This window comes from Bdellovibrio sp. HCB288 (assembly GCF_047305935.1).
Lineage (GTDB): Bacteria > Bdellovibrionota > Bdellovibrionia > Bdellovibrionales > Bdellovibrionaceae > Bdellovibrio.
Genome location: NZ_CP178619.1, coordinates 998,055 through 1,022,086, shown reverse-complemented (window position 1 = coordinate 1,022,086; position 24,032 = coordinate 998,055). Strand labels below are relative to the sequence as shown.

The following is a 24,032-nucleotide window of genomic DNA, read 5'->3' as shown; positions in this document are numbered from 1 at the left end:
AGAAAAGGGGCATTTAAGCCCCTTTTTTTATAGTCCCGCCATTTCGGTTCTATAGTCGCTGATTTCTTTCGACAAACGATCCATTTCTCCTTGGATGTTGTTTCTTGCTCTTTCGGCGTCATTCGCTTTCCATTGTGCATTTCGAACATCTGAATCAAGAGTCGCGATCTGATTGTTAATATGGTCTTTAAGTGCCTGATTGTTGCTGTCATTTGCAAATATACGTTGAGATTCAAGTGCGGATTGCTGGCTGCGCAGCATGCTGACTCGGCTTTGCGCGGAGGAAACATCAGTTATGGCAATTCTCATCTTGTAGTCCAACTCACGACGACGGTCTTCGGCGTTTTTGATTTGGGCTTCCACGTACTTCAAACGACCTTTTTTATATTCAGTCATGAATCCGGACTCCAAATCCACCGGGCACAGGTTGCGATACTTTTTGCCCGATGCTCCTGCAGTGAAACCATTGCTCTTCGCGCAGTAGTCGCGAATGCCTTTAGTGTGGCTTGAGCTCAAAGTTTTTACGTCAGAGCCTTCACAGAATTGGGGAGTAAAGGGATCGCCGGATTTGCCAACCAAGTAGGAGTTTTCTTTGGTGCAGTATTTGATTCGACCACTTTTAAAACCCTGGTCCGCTTGGGATTCGCTGATTTCCGCTTCTTCTTTGCGGCAGGACAGTAACTTGGGATCTGAGGAAAGCCACTCACCACGCATGGCGACGCTTTCGCCATGTTGGAACCAATTGGTTGCTTCACAATCTTTCTTTAGATGGCTGGCGCAGCCAGAAAGTAAAATTGAAATCGAAAGCAAAGAGACAAGACTTTTCATAACTATCCTATCAGGTTTTTTAGTTCCTGTTCAAAAGTGTGTTGGTCTTCCATGGCCTGAAGCATTTGAGTCTCCAGATCTTCGATCTGTCCGCTGACTTCGTGAAGATCCTTGGCCAAGCCTGCAGTGTTTGCTGCAGTTCCTGAAATAAGCTGATCATTCATATCATCACGCTTTTTTGCCAATACAGCCAAGCGTTTATCAGTGTCTTCGATCAGTTTTTGCGCTTTTTTGATCTGCGTTTCAATACGCTTGCGCTCTTCCTTGTAGTTGAATTTCGCAGGCTCCGCGGAATCACCGCCAGTATTCACGCGATTCACATCCTGAGGAGTCATCACTCGCTCGGACAGGAAACCTTTTTGCAAACTCCAGACATATTCGTCATAAGTGCCCGGATACAGCGTCAGCTGTCCGTGATTCACTTCCAAAATTTTATTCGCCACACGACCAATGAAACCACGGTCATGGCTGACAGTGACGATCGTACCTTCATAGCGTTCAAGGGCCCCGGTCAAGGCCTCAACAGTGTCGAAATCCAAGTGATTCGTCGGCTCATCCAGAAGCAATAGTGGGGATTTCTGCAAAAGGATTTGCCCTAAGGCCACACGGGATTTTTCACCACCCGAAAGCACTTTTACTTTTTTATGAACGGCATCACCGCTGAAAAGCAAACTTCCGGCAATATTTAAGACATCCTGTTGGATCACGTCTTTGTGAGCGAGCGAAGCCAAGGCCTCCAAGACAGTATGTTCAGGATTCAGTGCCTCGGGAGTATGTTGTGCAAAATAAGACAGGCTGACCTGATGGCCCCATTTGATTGCACCACGTAGCAGGGGAATCTGCTCACCCAGGGATTTTAACAGAGTTGATTTACCTGCACCATTTAGACCCACGATGCCTAAATGATTGCCGCGCTCCAGACGAACTGTGACATTCTTCAAGATCGCTTTTTCGCCGTAACCACAATCAGCATCATCAATTTCCAGAATCATTTTTCCGGTAGGGCTGGCTGACGGGATATTAATTGTCGAATGCGTTGGAGCCGCTTTAAGTTCAATGGTCTCCATTTTTTCCAATGCCTTCAGGCGAGATTGTGCCTGACGGGCTTTGGTGGCTTTTGCCCCAAAGCGGGTTACGAAATCCATAATGGATTTTTTCTTGGCTGCCTGACTCAGAGCTTGTTTTTGCAAAAGCTCGGCAAGCATGGCCTTTTGTTCAAAGTAGTCATCCAAGTTTCCGGCGAACTTCACGATGTCGCCGGCTTCAACTTCCAGAATGTGATCGGTTACGCGACGTAAAAACTCACGATCATGGGAAATCAAAAGGAAAGCACCTTTGTACTCTTGCAGGAAGCTTTCCAGCACCAGCAAAGTTTCCAGATCCAAAAAGTTAGTAGGCTCATCCAGCAGCAGTAAGTTTGGCTCTTGGCCGATAAGATACAAAAGCTTCACACGCATGCGGAAGCCGCCACTCAGTTCTTTTAAGTGTGATTGAAAGTGACGCTCGGTCAAACCTAGTTTTAGACCGAATTGCTTCAGCTCCCACAAAGGAGTGATACAGCTTTTTTCCAGATACTCTTCAACCTTCTCAGAAATATTCCAATCAGATTCCTGTTCCAAATATCCAAGTCTCAACTGCTGAGACTTAGTCACAATCCCGGAATCCAAATGCTCTTGGTCGACCAAAATTTTAAACAAGGTCGTCTTGCCAGCCCCATTAGGCCCAATAACCCCCACATGCTCGCCCTCATTGATCGCGAAAGTCGCCTGATCAAAAAGAACCTTAGCACCAAAGGCCTTATGCCCATCCTGTAACTGCAATAACGTAATTCCCATGCCCCCGAAGGTAACAGTTCCCTTTTTGTAGCGCCAGCAGTCATGCGGCGTGACCAATCCTTTGACGACCCTGCAGTTTCTGCATGGGGGAGGAGTTCTGGGGGAGTTTATGCTAGATTGGCCACTTATGAGCGAAGGAAAGATCCTGGTATCAGCCTGCCTAATCGGAAAACCGTGCCGCTATGATGGAAAACATCAGCTGCGCGAAGAAGTCACCGTCCTCCACGAGGAAGGGATGACGATTGCCGTTTGCCCTGAAGAAATGGGCGGCCTTTCCACGCCACGCACGCCTGCTGAACGTATCGGTGACAAGGTCATCGATAAGAACGGCAAGGATGTGACGGCCGAGTACAAGTGCGGCGCTGAAAAAGCTTTGGAAATCGCTCTGAAGTTCGGCGTGAAAGAAGCCATGTTAAAATCCAAATCACCAATGTGCGGCTGCGGCCGTATTTATGACGGCACCTACAGTGGTAACATTAAGGAAGGCAACGGTGTTCTGGCCGAGATGCTTTTGGCCGCCGGTATCGAAGTCGAATCTGTTGATTAGTAAAAAATCCCGGGATGAAGCCCGGGATTTTTATGCAATGTTGCTACCAAAAGTGTGTCCGTACCTTTTGGGCTATTTCTTTTTCTTTTTGTTGTTTTTGTGGGATTCAGCGCGTTTTTCTTTTACGCGGTTTTTTTCGTCAACAAAGACCACTGTTGGTTCGAATTTTTTAGCTTCGTCCATGGTCATGCCACAGTAAGAGCAGATAATTACCAAATCGCCTTTTTGTACGTGGCGGGCAGCGGCTCCGTTTAAGCAGATGTCGCCTTTGTCTCCCAGAATTACGTAGGTGGAGAATCTTGCGCCGTTGTTGCAGTTGTAGATATCCACGCGTTCGTTCATCACCAGACCAGAAGCTTTGATCAGATCAGGACAGATGCTGATCGAGCCTTCGTAGTTCAAGTCAGATTCAGTAACAGTTGCGCGGTGGATTTTTGTTCTAAGCAATGAAATATTCATAAATAACCTCTAAGCATTTTGCTGAAGCGAGATCAGCATACCTTTCAAAACCAAGTCAGGGATAATAGCATCAAATACTTTTTCTTTTTCAAACAGGGACGAGAATCCGCCAGTACCGATCACAAACGGCTTTTCATCCGGGAAGCACTCGCGGGTCACGCGGGAAATGATTTCCTTCATCGTGCCCAAGTGGCCGTAGTACAGACCTGATTGAATACTTTCAATCGTGGTGCGGCCCAGGGCTTCGTGCATAGAGATGATTTCCACTGAAGGAAGCTTCGCAGTTTTGCTTTCCAATGCTTCCATACATAAACGAAGACCCGCGACGATAGAACCACCCAGATAGTCTTTATCCTTGGAAACGGCACAGAAAGTTGTCGCAGTGCCAAGATCCACAATGATCAAATTCTTATTCGGATACAGATGGGTACCGGCAATGGAGTTCGCAATGCGATCCGCACCCACTTCAGAAGGATTGCGGTACTTCACACGTAAGCCGGTTTTGACTCCAGCTTGCAGGATGAAGGGATTGATATTGAAGTACTTCATGCACGCGCCACGAAGTGAATACACCACTTCAGGCACCACCGAGCAGATAGCAATTTGCTTTACCTGAGACGGATCAAAACCGTTTTCACGGATTGCCGTGCGCAGGAAAATGCCGGTTTCATCCGAAGAAGCTCCACTTTTAGAGTTCTTACGGAAGGACAAAACCATTTTGTCCTTATCGAAAAGCCCGGCAAAGATTTGGGTATTACCCACATCAAGGCATAGGATCATAGGTTTTCCTTTGGTAACATTACGCGAATCAGTTCACTGGTCAGTTGATCCAGATTTTCACAAGCGATAAAGCTATGGTGGTTGTACAGGGTGAACTTGTGAGTGCGTTTAACAATATCAATATCGGTTAAATCATTGTGAACAATCAGATCTGCGTGAGAGCCCTTAAAGAGCTTATCGACAGCTGCCTTTTTTTGTTCTTCGGTCGCGTGGCTGGTAAGTTTAAACGCCACGACTTGGATATCTTTGTTTTTGGAATATTCTTTTAAACGATCCACAATTTTGTGGTTGCGTTTCAGATGGACGTTCATGCCTTCTGCATCGGAGCTGACTTTTTTCACTTCCAAAGGGCGATATTGCTGACCATTGACTTCGATGGAATCCACCGAATAGTCGCTGACTGCGGCTGCATGAATCACATGCGTGAATTCCTGCTCGGATAAGTACTTTTTAAGCTGTGAATCCAGCGAGGCAAAGCTTGTAAAGAAATCGCGATGGTTCACGTGCTCAGCCTTGGCTGTGCCGTGGGCCTGAATCAAGGTCACATCGAAACCCATCTGGCTCATGTATTCAGCCAACGCAATGCCGGTACGACCGGAACTCAAATTCGTGATCGTACGAACCGTGTCGATAGGTTCTTGCGTGCCACCCGCTGTAATCAATACTTTGATTTTAGAAAGTTCGGAAGAGCGGGGAGCCACAGCTTGCGCGGCGTTGTCGGCAGCAGGAACGACCTTGTGTAAATGCGCCAGAGTGATTTTTAAAATCTCATCCGGATCCAAAAGTTTGCCGTAGCCTTCTTCGCCACAGGCCAGGATTCCAGAGGCCGAATCCAGAATTTCCACGCCGTAGGATTTCAAAGACGCTAATGACTTTTGCGTCACGGGATGAAGATACATGGAAGTATTCATCGCCGGCGCCAATAGGAATGGCTTTTTGAAATCATGAGCTAGGAACAAAGTGGAAACCAGATCGTCGCCGATACCTTGGGCAGCCTTATTAATAAAATTAGCAGTCGCCGGTGCCACTAAAATCAAATCCGCCCAGCGCATAAGATGAATGTGATCCATCACATTGCCCTGGGAGTACATATCGCTGACCACAGGTTTTCCGGTCAGGCCTTCAAGGGTGGCGTTGCCAACAAACTTCAATGCTGAAGGTGTCATCACCACCTGAACTTCACAACCTGCTTGCACCAGACGTGAAACCACATGACATGCCTTGTAGCACGCAATGGATCCCGTCATCATAAAAAGCACTTTAGATTTGGACATTGTCAATCAACCTCACAGATCCCAAGCGGGCCGCCACGAATCGGCGTCCTTGAACATCTGTCACGTAGTCCACGTCAAATCCGGCGGCAGTTAAAGCTTTGGCTGCTTCTTCTGCGGATTTCACAGTGGTGATAGTTTTATAAATAATCGGAGCTTTTTCGCGTTCTTCTTTGGTTAGTAAAAGATTGCGCGAGCTTTTTGCCAATCCATCACTCTCTCGAACTGTAGCGACCGGAACGATCTCCACATTCATAAAGAAGGCTTCTACCATGCCTTTAATTAAGGACAACTGCTGGAAATCTTTTTCGCCAAAGTAAGCCTTGGTGGGATCCACAACATTAAACAGCCTCATTACAACAGACAAAACGCCATCGAAATGCCCCGGACGATGAGCCCCATCCAAAAGCTTCGAATAGTTATTTTCAGAAACCTTATAGCGGTACTCATCGGGATACATATCCGGATAGCGGGGATAAAAAATCGCATCGACTTTGTTGTTTTCGGCGATTTTCAAATCCTGATCCCAAGTCAGGGGATACTTTTCAAAATCTTTAGGATCATTGAACTGCGTGGGATTCACAAAAATAGAAAGCACCACCACGTCATTTTCACGACGGGCATTTTTCATCAGTTCTTCGTGGCCTGAATGCAAAGCACCCATGGTCGGCACGAAGCCAATGCTGCCTTTCTGATTTTTTCTCCAGGCTTTAAATTCAGCTGGAGTGCGCAGAACATGGATCAAGAGTAGCTCTCTTTCTCAGTTGGGAAGTCTATGGCCTCCACTTCAGAGTGATAGGTATTAAAGACTTCTTTGATCGACTCAAAGCCATTGAAATATGTTTTTACAAACTTAGGTTTAAAGCCCGGGTTCATGCCCAACATGTCCTGAAGGACCAAAACCTGTCCGTCAGTGTCGGGACCAGCGCCGATACCAATCGTAGGAATATCCAAGGAGGCGGTGATTTCGGCAGCAAGTTTTGAAGGCACGCACTCAAGCACCACGCAGAATGCGCCGGCATCCTGTAAGCGCAGGGCTTGTTCTTTAATTTTGGCCTGGGCTTTTTCATCCCGGCCTTGAACTTTGAATCCGCCCAGCTGATTTACTGACTGCGGAGTCAGGCCCAAGTGCCCCATGATCGGCACGCCAGAATTCACAAGATGAGTGACGATTTTATAAGTAAACTCGTCGCCGCCTTCAAGTTTTAAGGCATGAGCACCTGAGCGCATGATTTTTTCAGCGGCAGTCATCGTTGCAGTTAAGCCTTTGCGATTGGCCATGAATGGGAAGTCAGCAATCACGAATTTCTTTGAACCCGCACCACGAACCACAGCAGCGGTATGCAAAGCCATCATGCTCACAGTCGCTGGTAGAGTCGTGGGAAAGCCGTGCATGGTGTTTGCCAGTGAGTCACCTACCAGAATGCAATCAATGTTGCTGTCTGCGACGATGGTAGCGAAAGTGTAGTCATAGCAAGTGATCATCGAGATCTTTTGCTTATTGTTTTTCTTTTCCTGGAAGTCGAGGATGGATTTCATGGTTTAGTCCCTCACTTTCGCGGGTAATCCGGCCAGTAGGTTTCAAGAAATGCTTCATAAATTTTCAAAGCAGGATCGTTTTCAAGAGCTTTAAGATTTGCCTTCACGGTTTCCACGTCTTTGCGAACCAATGGACCGGTCAATGCGGCGTCAGGATTGGCAAAGGTATTTTCCACAACCTTTTGCACGTAAAGGTGAGCCGCTTCTGCGGGGATTTTCATTGTCGCAAAACCAGAAAGCATCTTGGCAATCAACAAAGTCACAAAATTTCCACCCATCACACAATAAGAATGATAAAGCGCTTTTTGTGCCGAGGGCAGCCAAGAGTAAGAGTTTGTGAGTCCCGGCAAAGCCTCGTCCAGACTGGATACTCCAGTCAGGGTGAAGTGAATCTGGCGATAGAACTCCAACGTGTAGAGCTCCTCTCCAAAGGTCATCAAAGGATGGGCTGCGATCATGCCGTCAAAAGTATGGGCCCCTGAAAAATGCACGACAGTTTTGTCGTCGTGGCCCAAGAGGTGCTGTCGATAAAAACCCTGCAATGCGCCGTCGCTAATCGCCAGCAAAACATGAGTTGCTGCCGCAATTTTAACGCGCAATGCATGGGGATCTTGAGAGCGGTCCCAAGTCTGAAAACTGATATTTGACAGATGAAAATAGTGAGCAATATGGCGGGCAACGCGGCCAGAGCCAATTAAAAGGAAAGAGATCGAAGAATTCTTTAACGTCGCCATAGTTTTGTAGGTACCTGTCTTATTAGGATCGGGTCCTCTGTAATGTTCGCAACTTAGCACAATTCTAACAGAATACAACGAGCCTTGCCATGATGGGTCAGGGGTGGTACGCCGATAGTCCTATGAAGCACTTGTATTGGATTGGCGCGATCGCCCTTATTGCACTTGGTATCTTCGCCACCATGAAATTTAATGTGGGTCCTGAAACAGTGACTAAGATCGGATTTACTCATGTTTCTCAACCCGAGGAAATGGGTGATCTGGTTCTTGCAAACCTGCAGGCCGAGATCCAAGGTGCTCCTGTTCTTATTCTGGGTGTGACTCCAAATAAAATTGAAGAGATGGAACTTCTAAAAGGCTTCATCGAAAAAACTCAAGGGACGGATTCCAAGTACGATGTGATTATCGTGGAGCCGATGCTTCCTTACGTCGAATTATTCCGTGACGCCGTTTATATCCCGGTGAAAGACGAAATGCCCCGCCTGGTGGAGGGGATCAATAAAGCCCGTGCCGATGGATTGCGTGTGGCGGTCATTGTTCCTAATATCTATGCGTCGCAACTTTTGGAAGCCAATCCCGTGTGGAAGCTTAAGAACGAATTCCAATTGGATGTGACCAGTTTAAGTGTCAGCACGTTTCCTGTGACCCGTGAACAGGAACAACATTTTGAACCAAAGTGTCTGGACGGTGGAGCGGTGGATCCTGCGGGCACCAGTGGATTCGGGTGCATGATTCGAAATGTGGCACGCAGAACGTACCGTAAAAAATTGGAACCCAATAAGTACTCCACGATGTTGGAACAAACGGGTCCTAAAGATTATTTGATTTTATTTAACCGAAACTAGGGGAGTTTTCGTGAAAAAGTTTTTTCTAATCCTGATGGCCTTGGTGCCCGCGGTATCCAGCGCAAATATTTTCGAAGGCACTTACGAAAATAAAAGCCGCACAGCTCAAGCTGATTTGATCGAGTTCGATGGTTCTGTGACCATGAACACGACAAGCTTCTATGCCAATGGCGCAGCCGTGAACTGGTTCTTCGATTTTAAAATGCCAAAAAACCGTGAAGTGAAAGTCGGTGAAACTGTAAAGGGCCGCGTGCGCAGCGTGGATGGACTTTATGGTTGCGTGTTTGACGAAAAAGCAGAAATGAAAATGGAAGCCAACGGCGTGGTTAAAATTCGCTTCCCGTTGTTGACCTATCACTTTGAAACTCGCGAAGTCCGCGAAAGAGTCGGCACCGGCTACCGTCGCTATATCGACTGGACAGGCTGGGGCTGGGTTGAGCGTGGTTACCGGTTCCCAATCGAGCGCTACAGAATCATTTCCCAGGAGTGCGTGGTTACTCAAAAGAATATGACTGTAAACCTGCTTTATCCTCTATTTAACGAAGGTAACCAGCCAGAGCCGGTTCCATTGCCGTAATCCCGGGGTATAGTTAGGGTGGCATAAAGTTTGTAAGCTCCTGGATGGAATAAAAACTTGGGAGCTTAAAAATGAAGAAGATGGTTCTGCCCGTTATTGGTGCCCTGTTTTGCTTACAATTTGTGGCTGGGTGTATAGATTCTGATCAAAAGTCATCTGCCGTTCGGGTGGCTGACGGCAGAAGCCATAAAAACGGCCAAAAGGCCCTTAAAGAAGCCGCCATTCCAACGAAAGAATTTGATTTCCGTGATGACGATGCCTATCGCATCTATGTGGATCCTATCGTTGCCAATATCACGCAGCAGGAAAAAAACGCTTTGGGTCTGACCAGTCTGATTAAGACTCGTGCCTGGAAGACCATGTCTCTGTATAAAAAGCCAGTTCCAGCTGAGTTTTACTTCACTTTGCGTTCAGACAAAACGGATATCGCATGGATTGCTCCAGCCAAATTGTGGATCGATAAGACCACTTACGAATCCTATCTGACAGAAGATCGCGCCAAGATCATTTTGACAATGATGATGACGACTTTGCGCCTGGAAACTAAAGGCCTGCTGAAAGGTTTTGAATCCGACAGCGAAGAGGCAACTGAGGCAGTGGAGGGTCTGGAGGGCTCGGAAGTTTTGGCTCTGACAAATCCAAAAAGAAAACCTCTGCCAAAGAACTTGTGCAAAAATCCAGAAATGGCAAATCTTCCGGAGTGTGTGGCAATTGGTGCAGATACGATGGAAACCAAGCGTAAGAAAATGCTGACTGAGGACGACGTTAAGAACATCAAAGCCTCAGTGGACTATCTGATGCAATCAGGCCGAAACTCCAAACTGGCAGATATCAAAATCAAACTTAAAGAACTGACGATTATCGATTAAATAAAAAAAACCGGGTCCTAAAACCCGGTTTTTTGTTTTTACTGATGTGAACTGTTTGGTTCAGATGGTGGCGGTGGAGGTGGCAGGTTGCCTGGGAACGCCGGTGGGGCCGGATTGCCACAAGCAGCAGCGTCCATCGGAGACTTCGTCTCGCAATGAACAGAGCGTTTGCCAAAGTTAAAAGCCACAACGGCTACGATCACCAATCCTAAAATCCAAAGTGCATTTGTCTTATTCATTTTAGTAAATCTCATGGGCTAAAGGTCTGCGTGGAGCACGGAAGTAAGTTCTTGGTGACAAGTCCAACAAATCCGCCAATTTTTCCATATACACACAAGCATAGCGATCCAACTGGTAAGCAAAGTAGCTTTCCTCGTTGCCGGCTCTCATCAATTGACCCCAGTTCGCGTTGTAAAGCGCCTGTTGCTTCTTGATGTGGGAGCTGATCTGAGCGTCGATCTCTGAAATACTTTTTTGCAGAGTTTCGATTTGTGACTCGTTCAAGTCTGCCGCTTTTTCAATTTTGCGGGTCATGATTTCCGTAAGCTCATCTTCCAGCGGTTCTTTTTTCTTCATCAGAGTTTCGATCTCTGTGTTGATTGGTTCCGCTTTCTTGTTGTTATCAACTTCAGTGTCCAGCTCCTCGATCACCATTGCGGTTCTCCAGTTACAGTCCTTCTTTAAACGAAGGATGTCGCCGTAGATATGGTCACCGATATAAAGAATATCATCACCATTCAAATCAAGGTCTGCTGTGAACTTCTTGGCATTACCGCCCTGGTAAATGCCCGGAGTCAGTTTGCCTTCCATATTGGTCATGGAGCCGTCAGCAGGATTTACGCGAAGGTATTTTTGATTCTCGTAAAAGTACTTTGGCTTGGAAGCGAAAGTGATCACGAACTCAAAAAGATCTGCCCACGATTTATATTCCTTAAGGAATGGCTGAACCGCATAGTCCAAAAGCAATTTCGTGTAGTGGTAATCAGAGTTCGTCAAAACGAAGATCTTTTTACCGTGGCGACGGAACTTTTCCAGGCCCGCAACCAATCCTGGATCTTTGATGATGTAGTGATCCAAATTCTTTTTAACTTCATCTTTCAAAGAGCCGTCACGGTGAGCCTCATCCAAAGCATCCAAAACGTCGTCAGCAATCTGAACGTACTCTGGATACTTGTTCGCAGTATCTGTGTCTTTAAGCTCAACGATCTGGCCGATCAGGTTCGCCAAAGAAATGGAGAATGAAGTATCCACGGCCAAGTAGTCCGTGTTGGATAGATCGATGTAAGTCGATTTATAAAGCTTTTGATGAGCTTTGAAATCAAGTGGTTTCAAACCATGGTAGCTCGCACGGATCGCCGTGTAGCGGTTTAGTTTCAAAAGATTACCCATCTTACGGTCGATCACAAGTCCGCGAATCGCGAAGTTATAATCAAACGTCAGCTTGCGCAAAGTTTCCGGGTAGCCACGTTTGACCAATTTGTCGATCATTGTGGTGTGAGAAAGTCTTTCGAAGTTTTCGGAGTTATAGCGAACCAACGTATGGTCCATATCAACACCGATGTAGCGAATCTTTTTAAGATTCAAAGTTCTGTTAACAAATACTTTTCCTGGCATATCTTATCTTTCAACAGGCAGTTGTAATTCATTCCAATGAATCATTCCGCCCAGCATATTAAAAACGTGTGTGAATCCATTCATCTTTGCAAAAGCAGTGGCGCGAGCCGAACGGGCTCCGCTGCGACAGATGAAAACTATAGTTTGGTCTTTCGGAAGGTTTTCCAGATGATCCGGTAGAGTATCAAGCACCAATAGCTCTGAACCCGGAACGTGGCCAAGCTCGCCCGTGTATTCGTCAGGTTGACGAACGTCGATCATTTTTACTGTCGACATGTTTTGATGAAGTTCAGTGGGAGCAATGTCGTGAACATCGTCAAAGTTGGGGTTGCTGGTTTTTGAGGTGAAATCGTATATTTTCACTGTCATGGTAAAAGCCCTCCTGGAGCCAAGACTGTTATAGTACCAGTCAGAGGAGGGACCTTCAAGTGATGCCCCCTGACATATGAGGAAAATTGGGATTTTCCTCGACAAGGGGCGTAGCATTTCGGGCTTATGAGGCTACCAGATTTTAACTCGTTCGGACTCAGGTAGGGTCATTTTATCGCCTGCTTTGCATTGGAAGGCTTCTGCAAAGCCCGCCTGTTGTTTTACCTGCTCGTTAATGCGGGCAATTCCAGAGGAGTGCGGATCTGTCTTTAACAGAAGTTTAGCGTAATCGGGGCGAATCACTGTGCACCACAGGCGACCGTATCCGACGAAGAACTGCTGTTTGTCCTCGATGCTGCCTTTGCCACCCGGGAATGCAGCGTTGTAGGCAAATGTCAGGCCCACAAGGTCTGCCGTGTTTTCCCCTAGAGTCAGCTTTCCGTCGTGTCCGATTTTGTTGAACTGTTCTACCAGACGGGATCCGCGCTGAGTGAAATCGGCCAGATCTTTTTCGCCCATCCACGGTTTCAAAGCACCTTTGTCATCGTATTTTGAGCCTTGGTCGTCAATACCGTGACCCAGTTCGTGACCGATCACTGCACCTACGGCGCCCAGGTTTTCAATTTGAGTTCCGTCCTTGTCATAGAATGGGAACTGCAAGATACCGATTGGTAGTACGAATTTATTATCTGGAGGACTGTAGTAAGCGTTCACAGTCAAAGGACCCATTTCCCAGGCGTCGCGGTTTGCAGGTTCTTTCATTTCGTGCAGCATTTTTGAATACTGTGCTTCGCCCATCAGGCGTTCGTTCACCATCATGTCAGTTTTTGTGTACTTGCGAACAGGTAGGAAGTCCCACTCTTTGTCGTTGTGAGGTTTAACCAGCTGTAAGCGGGCGGTTTTGATTTTTTTGATGGCCTCTTTGCGTGCACTGCTGGAAAGCCATTTGTTATTCTCAAGTCCTTCCAGAATGCTTGCACGAATTTTATCTGCTAGCGCTTGAACCTTGGATTCATCGAAGTTCGGGAAGACCTGGTCGATTAATGCCGCATCCAATTCTTTATCGAAGTTGCTCATCACTTCTTCAGTACAGCGTTCCTGGCGGTCCGCACGTTTTTCCGGTCCACCGAAGTGTTTTCTGTTAAAGGCAAAACGCTGTTCATAGAACTTTGGATAAGCATCATCCATGATCGGATAGATGTTTTGCTTCAAAGCCAGATCCTTCCAAACTGACAATGGACGTTTTGGAAGTTCCGCATTCATAAAATCAGTACCTTCAAAGAACGGATTAAACACCAACGCGGTTTTTGGAGCCTTTTTAAAAAGCATTTCCAATTTCAAGTTTGGATATTTTTTGATGGTTTCGTCCTGAGTACTGATATGTCTTTCGCTGAAACGCTGGCGGCGCACAGCTGGTGTTGGATAAATTTTTGCGTAGTCCTTTTCCAGATCTACGATAGCTTTGGCGCGGGCATCAGCCTTGCCATCCTTGCCTTTCGGATCAATATTTTTAAAGAACGCTGTCAGAAGTTTTTGGTAATCCGCCACGACTTCTGGTTGCTCGTAATATTTTTGATCAGGAAGACCCATCAGGTTTCCGAACATCACGATATTGAATTTGCTGGAATCATCAGGGTCGTTATTGGCCCATACACGGCCCAGACTTGCCACCATACCTTTGGTTTGTTCCTGATTCAGATATGATACCAAGGCATCGGCAGAGTCGATATCCTGCATCGCTTTGATCTCGCGCTTGGCCATGCTTTTTTCAGAGTTACTGCGCGCTTTTTTATCCATGCAGGACATGTAAAAATCACGGAGCTGCTCGGTGCGCTCGTTCAGATTTTTGGCTGTCGGAAGTTCCGCCATGTATTTCTTTTTGATGTTCAGAATTCTTTCCGCAGAATCATTGAATGCGAAAGTATGAGAGCTGCGATCCGGGCGTAATTGGAACGAAGCTTTTACATTGTCACAAACATAAGCTTCGAAATTTTCGCAGGCGTTCACGGATTTATTCAGAGGAAATTCGCGCTTTTCCGGAATTTCTGATGAAGGTTTGGCGGCGAATGAAAGCTGAGTCGTTAGACTCGCTGCAATCAAGAATATAGCAGAGAGATTCATAAGAGTCCTTTCCAATTAAGGCTCAGATATTTCATGACCCTTTGCTTTGAAAGGCAACACAATCTTGCTATTGGCCCTACCAAGGGGCATGATTCCTCTTTATGACAAAAACCACTGTGGAACTTTCACCTGAACAAGCAGACGCTCTGGAGCTTTTACGCTCTGGGGAGAATGTTTTTTTGACGGGTGGGGCGGGCAGTGGAAAAAGTTTCCTGATTCGCCAGTTCATGCGCGAACTGGACCCGAAGGCCATGCCGATTTTGGCCAGTACCGGTGCAGCTGCTGTATTGTTGGGCGGCCGTACTTTTCATAGTTTCTTTGGTTTGGGAATCATGGAAGGCGGAGCTGATGCAACTTATCAGCGCGCTTCCAAAGACAACAAGCTGATGGCACGTCTTCGCAAAGTTGAAGGCGTGATCATTGATGAAATCTCCATGATACCTGGTCAAGCCTTGATGATTGCCGAAGCCTTGTCGCAAAAGGCGCGTGAATCCTCTTTGCCCTGGGGAGGAATGCGTATTATCGCCGTGGGTGATTTTGCTCAGCTTCCACCAGTCACACAAAGTGGTCCGCGCGACTGGTGCTTTTTGAATCCGGTGTGGCAGCAAACGGGTTTTCAATCTGTGATGCTTTCCCACAATCAGCGTGTATCAGATAATTTGTTTTTGGATGTACTAAGTGATGTTCGCCATGGCTTGGTCACTGAGCGCGTACGGGATTTCTTAAATGAACATTTACGCGACCATGATGAGGATGATCCAGGCACAAGATTGTTCCCACGCAAAGCGGACGCCGAGGATTTCAATCAAAAGAAGTTGAACGAGCTGAGCGAAGAGGAAGTCACTGTTGATTCCATTTACTTTGGTTCAGAAAAGCACGTGGAGATTTTGATGAAGTCAGCACCCGTACCGGTGAAGCTGACGCTTAAACTGGGCTGTCGCGTGATGTTCTTGCAGAACGATCCGCAAAAGCGCTGGGTCAATGGCACGCGCGGTGTGGTGACTGATATTGCAGCTGATGAAATCACCGTGAAGAAAGATGGTGGCCGCGAGGTCAGTGTCGATAAGGTGTCGTTCGCTTTACAGGATGCCGAAGGCAATGTGATGGCACAGGTGATTCAATTTCCCCTGACTCTGGCTTACGCTACGACAATTCATAAGAGCCAGGGTGCTACGCTGGATGATTTATGGTGTAACTTAAGTCGTCTGTGGGAGCCGGGACACGCCTATGTGGCGCTTTCAAGATTGAAGTCTGCGAAGGGATTGCATTTGATTGGGTGGAATCCAAAATCAATTATTGTGGATCCGAAGGTTCTGGAATTTTATAAGAAATTGGAAGGTTAAAAGATCCACATCAGGTCACGAAGCAGACCGATGCCAAAAAGGATCGCCAAGGCGTTAAAGGCCATTAAGAAATAGTACCAAGTGGGATCTTTTTTCCTAGATTTACCAGACATAACGTTTCAACCCCTAAATCTAAGTAATAATCGGTTAATATTTATAAATTCTTTCGGGTTTATTTGTTAAAAGTTGGTAAAACCAGACCGTTGAATTCGTCTCATTTTGAGAATAAGCTAGAGCCGCAATTTACGAGGGAGACAGCTCCATGGAACAGATTAGCAGCCTTAATATCCCCGTCAGGGGTACACCGATGACATTGGATGCGGCGATGGCTTTGGCCATCAACGAAGCCTATAAAGGTGGACCTCGCGTCAGCCCTAATCCATTAGTTGGATGTGTAGTGTTGGATGCAAAAGGTGGATTTGTTTCTGCGGGTCACCACGAGTTTTACGGTGGCCCTCACGCTGAAGTGAATGCTGTTAAAAATCTTTCTGCAGAAGATCTGAAGGGCGCCCACGTTATCGTGACCTTGGAGCCTTGTGCTCACGAAGGCAAAACTCCCTCCTGCGCAAAAATGCTCGCGAAACTTCCTATCAAGCGCGTGACGTTTGGACTGATCGATCCCAATCCATTGGTGGCAGGTCAAGGAGCTGAAATTCTGCGCCAGGCGGGAATCGAAGCGGATCTCTATCAAGCAGAAAGTTTGAAATACGATCAGGAAATGCGCATCAAGCTGGAAGAGGTTTGTGAGGCATTTCTTTGGAATTTCCGTCAGAAAAAAGTTTTCGTCGCTTTGAAAATGGCCAGCTCCCTGGATGGGCAGGTTGCTTTGAAATCAGGGGAGAGTCAGTGGATCACCGGCTCTGAATCTCGCGAGTACGTTCACTATTTACGAGCTTGTTATGACGGTTTACTTGTCGGCAAGGGCACGATCGAGTTCGACAATCCTTCACTCAACATTCGCCATCCCCAAATTGAAAAGAAAAACAAAGTGGTGGTCATCGACGGCGAAGGCGAATTGATCGGCAAGTACACGGAGCTGAAGCTTTCCGAAGTGCACGACACTCAGAACGTTTTCTGGTGTGTTGCTGTAGACCTGAAAGAAGAAGTGCAGAAGAAAGTATCCAAACTTTCAAAAGCACCTCAGTTGGTTTTTGTAAAAACCAAAGTGGGCGGGAATCTGGATCTGGAAGACTTGTTGGCGCAACTTTACAAAACGGGTTTCAGATCCATATTGGTAGAGGGCGGAGCTTTGACTGCGAGCAGTTTTGTTGAGAGCAGCTTGGTTAATCGGATTTATATGTTTCAAGCACCGATCATCATGGGATCCGGTGGTTCGAAATCATGGACGGAAACAATTCGCATTGATGAGATGAAGAACAAGATTTTCATTCAGCATCCGACTTATAAAACCTTTGGAAATGACTTTATGATCACGGGGAGAATTCAATAATGGACACGATGACGGCCGAAGTTCCGAATAAAAAATATCGTTGGACCCGAGCTTCAGACGGGGCCTTGGGCGGGGTTTGCAAAGGACTCGCAGAGGCTTTTGAGATTGAAACGTGGATGCTGCGTGTCATATGGCTGATCGCGGTACTTTGGTTTGGGTGCGGGGTCCTTCTATATTTCACCCTGTGGTATGCGCTGCCGCGCGTCGACAGACTGGACCAAGCTCTGGATAGTAAGGTTCTAGGGGTGTGTGCTAGAATAGCCAAGAGATACGAGCTCGAGGTGGGAGTGGTCAGAACCACTGCCCTTCTCTTCATGTACGTCACTTTCGGAGCTGCGATCTTGGTTTATGGGCTTTGCTATTTCCTTATCCCGGAAGCCCACAAATCGGCAAAGTCGCCCTAGGGGCGCAGGAGTAATTTTTAATATATGGGTGATGACAGGAATAAGTCGTTAGTAAGTTCCTTGAAAAATGAGTGGGCTTTGTTTTGGGAAGCCTTCCAGGGTGACGAAGAAGTCACTGAAGAAACCAAATCTGCTTTCGAAAGCGGCAAATTGGATGTGTTGAGTTTGAGCCAGGTGCGTGAAATCACAAAGGCCTTGATCCAAGACCGCAAGAGAATCAATCAGAAGCTTGAGACATTGAATAAAGAAATCGATCTGAACTCGGTGAAGCTGGACAGCCTTCGCCTGGTCGGGGCGGAAGAACAAGAAACCATGAATCGTATCCACGAACTGAACGACATGGGACAAGGCTTGGCCTTCGCAATGCAAAAGCTGGATGAACAACTTCGCGCCGTTCGCGACAAAGAAATTGAGATTCAGGAAGAAGAAGCCGAACTGTAAAAGGTGCCAGGTCCTACTTGCGGAAGCGGAGAGTTAACTTAAAAAACGACAATCAAAATAAAAGGGCTGGCGCCAAAACGTCAGCCCTTTTTTTATCTTCCGCGGTTTTTAAATTCTTTCCATTCGCGGATTTTGCGAGTGGCTTGTTGCAGGACCGTTTCCAAAATCACCAACTCTTTTTTGGTCGGCGTGTTTTGCAGAAGCATACGGCGCAGGACTGTGAAGGCGTTGATCTTGCGTTGCTTGGTCAGATCAAAACCCATCTCTTCGATGAAGTTCTTCAAAGTCTGTTCAGGATCAATGCCCTGAATTCCTTGAGGAGCACGGCGCTTTTTGCCGCCATCAAGTTTGGTGCGGTTACCGCCCCAAGCTTTGCGTAGGGAGAACATCCCAAGCAGTGTCGCTTGAGCCAGATTCAAACTCCAGTTTTCACCAAAGGTTGGAAGGCACGCACAGTGATTCGCGTACTCTAGGTCCTCACCAGCCAAGCCCCAGTCCTCAGGGCCGAAGATCAAATGGACCGTGTAGGCCTCGTCGGATTCATGCTGGAATTGTGGCGCATTGTTTTTAACATCAGCCAGGACATCATCGATATCACGCACCTGACGACCTTTGCCGTCGCGGGCTGTGAACGCGATTTTGATGGATTCAGGCTCGTTCGCCATGAACTCATCCCAGGATTTGTATGTCGTGCGGTTTTGCAGGCCGTTTTGGCCAGTGGCTGCGGTTTGCTGAGCTTCGTAAGTCAGCTCGCACTTGGGATCAATCATGATCAGCTTGTCGACGCCCATATTGCTCATGGCACGTGAAGTGGCGCCGACATTTCTTTCATAGATCGTGCGCACTAGTACAATGCGCACTTCAAAGGGACGTTTCATTTACAGATTTCCTGATAAAGCAATTCCGTCTTGGATAAGATTTTTAGTCGTTTCGTCTTTGCCGGCCAGTGCTTGAAGATCCTTCTCAAGTTTGGCTAACAAAGGGGAGTTGCTTAAGCGGGCCTTGGAGATTTCCAAAGCTTCCAGACGCAACAACCAATCCTGTGGGAACTCCTTATCATGGTTTGCCAAAAGATCGGACAAAGATTTTTCCAGGTCTGCGCCTTGGATATTCTTTTCACGCAAATCTCTTAAGCGGCCATATTGAGAGTGAAGTTTCAGTTCCTCGGGCTTGTAATTTGGAGCTGGGACGCGTTTTGCGACGAAGTCTTCGGTTTCACCGTAGGCTTCGCGGTCCGCAGCGCCACCAAAAACCGAGGTGACTGTCGCACCCAGAGCCATGTCATAAACACCCCAGGCCGGGTCAAATAGTACGCGGCCTTGGTATTCAGCCTTGGCATCGGTCATTGAAAGGATGATGGTTTTGCCTTCAAGCACAGTCATATTTTTAACAGTTCCAGTTACCAACACACCTGAAGCAAACTCCAGGCGCGCTTGGCGTCCCAGTTCCACGCCGATATCAGCCCATTCACTGCGAGTCAGGCTTGATGGATCCTTTTGTGGGTAGTCTTTCAAGTAACCCACTGGAGTTCCAAAGCCGTGCAAGTGGTAAGACTTGTCGTGGCCTTGAATCTGCTTGTCATTAAAGGAAAGCTGAGAGGGTCCTTGCAGACGGAGGTAAGCCACTTTCTTGGAGGCGTCTGTGATCGCCTCGATGATCTGACCGGAAATCTGAATTCCAGATGACAGTTCAGCGGTATTCACTGATTGCGCCTGAATAGCTTTATTCAATCCAGCCAACCCACCCAAACGGAAGGCCATCTGATCGGCCATGTCGTTTAGAACTTTCACCAAATTTTTAAAATCAGGAGTTACGAACAACTGCGGTTGAGGTTCGGTGATGTCATAACTTTGCTTGATACACTCAATTGTCAAAGGAAGCTTTCTTACTTTTTGACTTAAGCACCACTTGGATTCACCAACACTCGATAGCAGGCCTGCACCGAAAATTTTCGGATTATCCAGGGTGCCAATCAAGCCGTACTCTGCAGTCCACCAGTTCATGCGACCTAGTTCAGCGGCTTCAGAAACGTGAGAGATGTTTTTGCTGACATTATCCAGTTTTGCTTCAGCAGCTTTAATGTCCGTCGCCGATGCGCCTGGCATTTCTTTTAAATCTGAAAGCTCGCGAATCGCTTCGTACATATCCAGGTCTTCTTTGGACAGAATGGCCTTCTTGGCAATCTGTGCATACTGACGAAGGTACTCGGCAAATTCGGGTTGAATCAAAATCGGTGCGTGCCCTGCAGCTTCATGAACGATGTCAGGAGCAGGAGTATAGAGCAGGTGATCGATGCTTCGCATGTCGGAAGCAATCGGCAAAACGCCCAGGGATTGAAGTTCCATGAATGCCGCCGGTGGAATAAATCCGCTCACGGGCAAGGCTCTCCAGCCAAATTCTTTCAATTTGCTGCTGATCTCTTCGATGCGCGGAATGCGCTCTACGGAAATTCCGGTTTTTCCCAAGCCTTCCACGTAACTTTCGTGGGCGTTCTTGGACAGGAATGAGCGCAGCTGGCGCAAAACATAGCGCCAGACGGATTGATCTATCGGAGTGTACTTTTCATAGTTCTGCTCAACGACGTATTTTCTAAGGTGCGGGGGTAAAAAGTCCGTCTCCATAACATGTGCCTTTATAACAATGGGTCTTCTTTGCTGAGGTAATTCTTAACGTAATCATCGACGGCTTTTTCAAGCGGCCATTTTGGCAAACTCATACCGGATTGATTCCACTTATCTGTTTTTGCTTCAGTGTAGTACTGATACTGGCCACGGATGTTTTCGGGCATTTCAATCCAGTTGATTTTCATCTCTTTGCCCATGGCTGTAAAAGTCGCTTTCGCCAAATCCAACCAGGTGCGAGGTTTGCCGAAGCCCATGTTGTAAATACCGTTAGTCGGTTTTTTCTCCATAAGCTCTGCCATCCAGCCGGTCACATCTTTCACATAAACAAAGTCGCGCATGAATTCGCCATCTTTGTATTCTGGATTTGCGGATTTGAATAATCCCAATGTGCCAGTGGTTTTGATTTGGTTGTAAGCCTTGTAGACGATGCTTGCCATGCCTTCTTTTTCGTATTCGTTGGGACCGAACACGTTGAAGAACTTAAGACCATACCAATGCGGTGGTGTCTTTTTCTGCTTCAAAGCCCAGCGATCAAACAACACTTTGGATTCGCCATACAGGTTCAACGGCTTCAAAGTTTCAGGATCTGTGGTGTCATCAAAACCCAATTCGCCAGCGCCATAGGTGGCAGCACTTGAAGCGTAAATCATGCTTTTGCCGTTTTGGGCACACCATTCAAAAATACGTTGAGTGTAGTTGGTGTTGTTTTCCCACAAGAAGTCCTTGTTGGTTTCTGTGGTGGAGGAACAAGCCCCCATATGAACAATCCAGGTCACTTTGGATTTGGCTTCAGGTGTTTCAAGGAAATTCCAAAGATCGTCTTTGTGAAGAAATTTGGAATAAACACGTTTACGCAGAAGATTGCGTTTTTGAAGATCAACTGTGTCCACGGCAATGATGTCAGAGAACCCTTTTTCATTGAGTTGCCACACCATCACGCTGCCAATAAAACCGTTTGCGCCTGTTACAATAATCATAGTGTTTTCACCCTATTACAGCCCTTCGGGATACACAAGAAAAAGCCCCTGTGGAAGCTCTGTCCAAACCTGCAATTAGTTCAAAAAACACCCCCTATAATGCAACCAATTGGAGCTGAGCAGGCATGGACGTTGCTTTGAGGATCATCGGTGGAACACACAGGTGGAGACCTTGTCGGGAGGCATGGGGTGTTATTGAGTACACGTAGATTCTTATTTGCATCATTGAGCGTGGCTGTCCTAGGGGGCAGTCTGTACTGGTCGCGTCTCCAGTCGCCCGCTGTTGCTCCAGTTAAATCTGTGGATAGCTATTGGGCTGAGACGGGTTTGCAAGCAGAGTCTTTGGAAGACCTTCTAGGGCCTGACACTTGTGCTAGCTCTGAGCGTTACTTTTTGGCCTGTGCCAATGCCGTGGTTTCTGTCGCCAATCGTTTTAATCTGACTGTTGAAACTAATGGAAATATCCATCTGGTCAGTGAAGGTCTATCCCAGGATTTCTCCACAGAGAAAAAGCAAATTGCCATTTGGAAGCAGTTTTTCACCGAACAAACAGAAGTGGCGACAAAGTTCTCCTTCATGAATGTCTGGAAGGATCTAAAAGAAAATCACATTCCCGAAAATCAAAGCTCATTGATGGTGGGCGTCGGTCTGAATGGATTTATTTCGATTTTTCGTGATCCCCATACTTACCTGATGCCGGTGGCCATGTTTAAGGAAGTCGTTTCCCGTGCTGACAATCGTTTAACGACGGCAGGGGTGCAAGTCGGTCGCGCCGATGGAGCTTATGTTATTCGCAAAGTTCTGGTGGGCAGTGCCGCGGATCGCGCAGGATTGAAGCGCGGTGATATCATTTTGAAAATCGACGGCAAGCCGGTGCAAGCATTGTTGCAAGCTCGTGTGAATGAGCTTCTAAAAGGCAATGAAGGCAGCAAAGTCACGATTTTGGTTTCCCGTAACGGGGAAAGAATCCGCAAAAAACTTCAGCGCAGCGAAGTGGTTGTGGCGACGCTGACGACTCAGGTGATTGACGGCATCAAGCCTATCGCGGTTATCGGGCTAAATAAGTTCGCCAAAGGTTCCTGCGACAAAATGAAGGTCGCTTTGGATGTCGTTAATAAAGCGCAGGTTCGTGGATTGCTATTCGACCTGCGTGACAATCCAGGCGGACAAATGGAAGAGGCTGCATGTATCGCGAGCCTTTTTGTCGGTGCCAATAAAAAGATTTTCGATATCCGTTACCTGGATCCAGCAAAAAGATCCGAAATCTATTACGGTGGTGAGTCCAAGGTTTTTGATAAACCCGTGGCTGTCCTTATTAACGCGGGATCAGCCAGTGCTGCGGAAATCGTGGCAGGTGCCTTGCGTGATTTGAATCGCGCTGTTCTAGTTGGTGAAAGAACTTTTGGTAAAGGGTCTTTCCAAGAGGGCGAGTATTGGACTCAGAATAAAAAAATCGCATTATTTGAAACCAAGGGATTCTACTATCTTCCATCGGGTCGTTCGCCGCAAATGAAAGGCTTGGAGCCTGATGTGGCTATTAATTTCGACCATATCTCCATGGACCGCGAGGAAGATCAGTTTGTAAATCCATTGATGGCCCCAGAACGCAATGTGCGTTCCTTGAAAAGTTTGATCTCCAGCAAGGACTGCTTGGACACAGAAGACGGTATGGCGAACGAAGATGTTCAGCTGAATAAGGCCCGTCAAATTTTATTCTGTTCTAAAGCTATTGCTGGGGTGAATTAATGATTACTACCGATCTATTCAAACACAAATTCATTCCGGCAAAAAAGAAATCAGACTATTTGATGATCGTGTTGCATGGGCGCGGCGACAGTATTCGTCCATTTCGTTCATTCGATAATGAACTGAATATTCCGGAGATGAACTACCTGTTGTTGAATGCGCCTCGTAAATTCATGACCGGATATACCTGGTATGGGGAGCCTCCTTTTCAAGCCAATGGTGTTTTGAAAATCCGCGAAAAGCTTTTCAGTCTGTTAAACGATTTAGAGCAGCAAGGATGGAAGAGTGAAAATATCTTCTTCTTTGGTTTCTCCCAAGGTTGTTTGATCAGTGCTGATGTGGGTTTGAACTATCCAAAACAATTGGGTGGAGTTGTTGGTATCAGTGGATACTTTAATTTTTATCCCCGTTGGAAGAACAATCTGGCGGTGGATTCCAAAAAGACGCCGTGGTTGTTCACACACGGGCATGCTGACGATGTTCTTCCGTTGCCTGAGACTAAGTACGGTGTGGATAAGTTGAAGTCCGCCGGCCTTAAGGTCGAATGGATTGAGATGGACAAGAAACACACGTTGGAAGAAGAGGAGTACCCGATGATTCGTAAATGGGTGCGTAACCAGCTTTCAACTTTGACTAAAAATTAAATTTAGAAAGTAACT

General features: G+C 46.9%; 25 protein-coding genes. 10 read left to right on the top strand and 15 right to left on the bottom strand.

Features of this window, described 5'->3' with window-relative positions; translation table 11 throughout:
* Positions 1 to 27: 27 nt before the first annotated feature.
* Together ACLVWR_RS04890 and ACLVWR_RS04885 are read right to left on the bottom strand one after the other, a co-directional pair.
* The gene (locus ACLVWR_RS04890; RefSeq protein WP_413582771.1) at positions 28 to 828 is read right to left on the bottom strand and encodes a DUF2799 domain-containing protein; all 801 of its coding nucleotides are present in this window, start codon (positions 826 to 828) and stop codon (positions 28 to 30) included.
* A 2-nt stretch (positions 829 to 830) separates the two neighbouring features.
* Complete coding sequence (locus ACLVWR_RS04885; protein WP_413582770.1) at positions 831 to 2,663, bottom strand: ATP-binding cassette domain-containing protein; 1,833 nt, start codon at positions 2,661 to 2,663, stop codon at positions 831 to 833.
* Between the two features lie 109 nt (positions 2,664 to 2,772).
* Here ACLVWR_RS04885 and ACLVWR_RS04880 point away from each other — a divergent pair, with 109 nt between their 5' ends.
* Positions 2,773 to 3,210: a DUF523 domain-containing protein gene (locus ACLVWR_RS04880; protein WP_413582769.1), complete on the top strand. Its 438-nt coding sequence runs from the start codon at positions 2,773 to 2,775 to the stop codon at positions 3,208 to 3,210.
* 72 nt (positions 3,211 to 3,282) lie between these two features.
* Here ACLVWR_RS04880 and panD read toward each other — a convergent pair whose 3' ends face one another.
* Genes panD through ACLVWR_RS04850 form a run of 6 tightly spaced genes read right to left on the bottom strand, consistent with a single transcriptional unit; the run spans position 3,283 to position 7,993 of the window.
* Entirely contained in the window at positions 3,283 to 3,669 is a 387-nt protein-coding gene (panD, locus tag ACLVWR_RS04875; protein WP_413582768.1) for an aspartate 1-decarboxylase, read from the bottom strand.
* Positions 3,670 to 3,678: 9 nt separating this feature from the next.
* Entirely contained in the window at positions 3,679 to 4,449 is a 771-nt protein-coding gene (locus ACLVWR_RS04870; RefSeq protein WP_413582767.1) for a type III pantothenate kinase, read from the bottom strand.
* Positions 4,446 to 5,723: a bifunctional phosphopantothenoylcysteine decarboxylase/phosphopantothenate--cysteine ligase CoaBC gene (gene coaBC / locus ACLVWR_RS04865; protein ID WP_413582766.1), complete on the bottom strand. Its 1,278-nt coding sequence runs from the start codon at positions 5,721 to 5,723 to the stop codon at positions 4,446 to 4,448. The genes ACLVWR_RS04870 and coaBC overlap by 4 nt, the downstream gene beginning before the upstream one ends.
* The gene (gene panC, locus ACLVWR_RS04860; RefSeq protein WP_413582765.1) at positions 5,710 to 6,465 is read right to left on the bottom strand and encodes a pantoate--beta-alanine ligase; all 756 of its coding nucleotides are present in this window, start codon (positions 6,463 to 6,465) and stop codon (positions 5,710 to 5,712) included. Before panC ends, coaBC begins: the two co-directional genes overlap by 14 nt.
* Positions 6,462 to 7,259 (bottom strand): 3-methyl-2-oxobutanoate hydroxymethyltransferase, encoded by a 798-nt coding sequence (panB, locus tag ACLVWR_RS04855; RefSeq protein WP_413582764.1) that lies wholly within the window; start codon positions 7,257 to 7,259, stop codon positions 6,462 to 6,464. Before panB ends, panC begins: the two co-directional genes overlap by 4 nt.
* A gap of 11 nt (positions 7,260 to 7,270) precedes the next feature.
* The gene (locus ACLVWR_RS04850) at positions 7,271 to 7,993 is read right to left on the bottom strand and encodes a DUF2520 domain-containing protein (protein ID WP_413582763.1); all 723 of its coding nucleotides are present in this window, start codon (positions 7,991 to 7,993) and stop codon (positions 7,271 to 7,273) included.
* A gap of 122 nt (positions 7,994 to 8,115) precedes the next feature.
* Between ACLVWR_RS04850 and ACLVWR_RS04845 the strand changes: the two genes are divergently transcribed.
* The 3 genes from ACLVWR_RS04845 to ACLVWR_RS04835 all read left to right on the top strand — a co-directional run bounded on the left by ACLVWR_RS04845 (position 8,116) and on the right by ACLVWR_RS04835 (position 10,284).
* The gene (locus tag ACLVWR_RS04845) at positions 8,116 to 8,838 is read left to right on the top strand and encodes a hypothetical protein (RefSeq protein ID WP_413582762.1); all 723 of its coding nucleotides are present in this window, start codon (positions 8,116 to 8,118) and stop codon (positions 8,836 to 8,838) included.
* Positions 8,839 to 8,848: 10 nt separating this feature from the next.
* Positions 8,849 to 9,415, top strand: coding sequence for a hypothetical protein (locus ACLVWR_RS04840; RefSeq protein ID WP_413582761.1), 567 nt, complete (start codon positions 8,849 to 8,851; stop codon positions 9,413 to 9,415).
* Between the two features lie 71 nt (positions 9,416 to 9,486).
* Entirely contained in the window at positions 9,487 to 10,284 is a 798-nt protein-coding gene (locus ACLVWR_RS04835; RefSeq protein ID WP_413582760.1) for a hypothetical protein, read from the top strand.
* A 38-nt stretch (positions 10,285 to 10,322) separates the two neighbouring features.
* Here ACLVWR_RS04835 and ACLVWR_RS04830 read toward each other — a convergent pair whose 3' ends face one another.
* From ACLVWR_RS04830 to ACLVWR_RS04815, 4 genes are all read right to left on the bottom strand, one after another.
* Positions 10,323 to 10,523, bottom strand: a complete 201-nt coding sequence (locus ACLVWR_RS04830) for a hypothetical protein (RefSeq protein WP_413582759.1) — start codon at positions 10,521 to 10,523, stop codon at positions 10,323 to 10,325.
* A 1-nt stretch (position 10,524) separates the two neighbouring features.
* A complete protein-coding gene (locus ACLVWR_RS04825) occupies positions 10,525 to 11,898 on the bottom strand; it encodes an HAD-IG family 5'-nucleotidase (RefSeq protein ID WP_413582758.1) in 1,374 nt (457 codons plus the stop codon).
* Between the two features lie 3 nt (positions 11,899 to 11,901).
* Positions 11,902 to 12,267 carry a rhodanese-like domain-containing protein gene (locus ACLVWR_RS04820; protein ID WP_413582757.1) on the bottom strand — a complete coding sequence of 122 codons (366 nt, stop codon included), beginning with the start codon at positions 12,265 to 12,267 and terminating at the stop codon, positions 11,902 to 11,904.
* 132 nt (positions 12,268 to 12,399) lie between these two features.
* Positions 12,400 to 14,388, bottom strand: coding sequence for a M13 family metallopeptidase (locus ACLVWR_RS04815; RefSeq protein ID WP_413582756.1), 1,989 nt, complete (start codon positions 14,386 to 14,388; stop codon positions 12,400 to 12,402).
* Positions 14,389 to 14,489: 101 nt separating this feature from the next.
* Between ACLVWR_RS04815 and ACLVWR_RS04810 the strand changes: the two genes are divergently transcribed.
* From ACLVWR_RS04810 to ACLVWR_RS04795, 4 genes are all read left to right on the top strand, one after another.
* Positions 14,490 to 15,731, top strand: a complete 1,242-nt coding sequence (locus ACLVWR_RS04810; RefSeq protein ID WP_413582755.1) for a DEAD/DEAH box helicase — start codon at positions 14,490 to 14,492, stop codon at positions 15,729 to 15,731.
* Between the two features lie 262 nt (positions 15,732 to 15,993).
* Positions 15,994 to 17,181 carry a bifunctional diaminohydroxyphosphoribosylaminopyrimidine deaminase/5-amino-6-(5-phosphoribosylamino)uracil reductase RibD gene (gene ribD, locus ACLVWR_RS04805; protein WP_413582754.1) on the top strand — a complete coding sequence of 396 codons (1,188 nt, stop codon included), beginning with the start codon at positions 15,994 to 15,996 and terminating at the stop codon, positions 17,179 to 17,181.
* On the top strand, positions 17,181 to 17,585 hold the full coding sequence (locus tag ACLVWR_RS04800; protein WP_413582753.1) for a PspC domain-containing protein: 405 nt from the start codon (positions 17,181 to 17,183) through the stop codon (positions 17,583 to 17,585). The genes ribD and ACLVWR_RS04800 overlap by 1 nt, the downstream gene beginning before the upstream one ends.
* A 60-nt stretch (positions 17,586 to 17,645) precedes the next feature.
* Positions 17,646 to 18,026, top strand: a complete 381-nt coding sequence (locus ACLVWR_RS04795; protein ID WP_413582752.1) for a hypothetical protein — start codon at positions 17,646 to 17,648, stop codon at positions 18,024 to 18,026.
* Between the two features lie 92 nt (positions 18,027 to 18,118).
* Here ACLVWR_RS04795 and ACLVWR_RS04790 read toward each other — a convergent pair whose 3' ends face one another.
* The 3 genes from ACLVWR_RS04790 to rfaD are packed head-to-tail and all read right to left on the bottom strand — an operon-like array spanning position 18,119 to position 21,627.
* Positions 18,119 to 18,904: an RNA methyltransferase gene (locus tag ACLVWR_RS04790; protein ID WP_413582751.1), complete on the bottom strand. Its 786-nt coding sequence runs from the start codon at positions 18,902 to 18,904 to the stop codon at positions 18,119 to 18,121.
* Positions 18,905 to 20,647 (bottom strand): aromatic amino acid hydroxylase, encoded by a 1,743-nt coding sequence (locus ACLVWR_RS04785; RefSeq protein WP_413582750.1) that lies wholly within the window; start codon positions 20,645 to 20,647, stop codon positions 18,905 to 18,907. It abuts the gene before it with no gap.
* An 11-nt stretch (positions 20,648 to 20,658) separates the two neighbouring features.
* A complete protein-coding gene (rfaD, locus tag ACLVWR_RS04780) occupies positions 20,659 to 21,627 on the bottom strand; it encodes an ADP-glyceromanno-heptose 6-epimerase (protein WP_413582749.1) in 969 nt (322 codons plus the stop codon).
* Positions 21,628 to 21,816: 189 nt separating this feature from the next.
* Between rfaD and ACLVWR_RS04775 the strand changes: the two genes are divergently transcribed.
* Both ACLVWR_RS04775 and ACLVWR_RS04770 read left to right on the top strand, forming a co-directional pair.
* Complete coding sequence (locus ACLVWR_RS04775) at positions 21,817 to 23,373, top strand: S41 family peptidase (protein ID WP_413582748.1); 1,557 nt, start codon at positions 21,817 to 21,819, stop codon at positions 23,371 to 23,373.
* Positions 23,373 to 24,017, top strand: coding sequence for an alpha/beta hydrolase (locus ACLVWR_RS04770; RefSeq protein ID WP_413582747.1), 645 nt, complete (start codon positions 23,373 to 23,375; stop codon positions 24,015 to 24,017). Before ACLVWR_RS04775 ends, ACLVWR_RS04770 begins: the two co-directional genes overlap by 1 nt.
* Positions 24,018 to 24,032 lie beyond the last annotated feature (15 nt).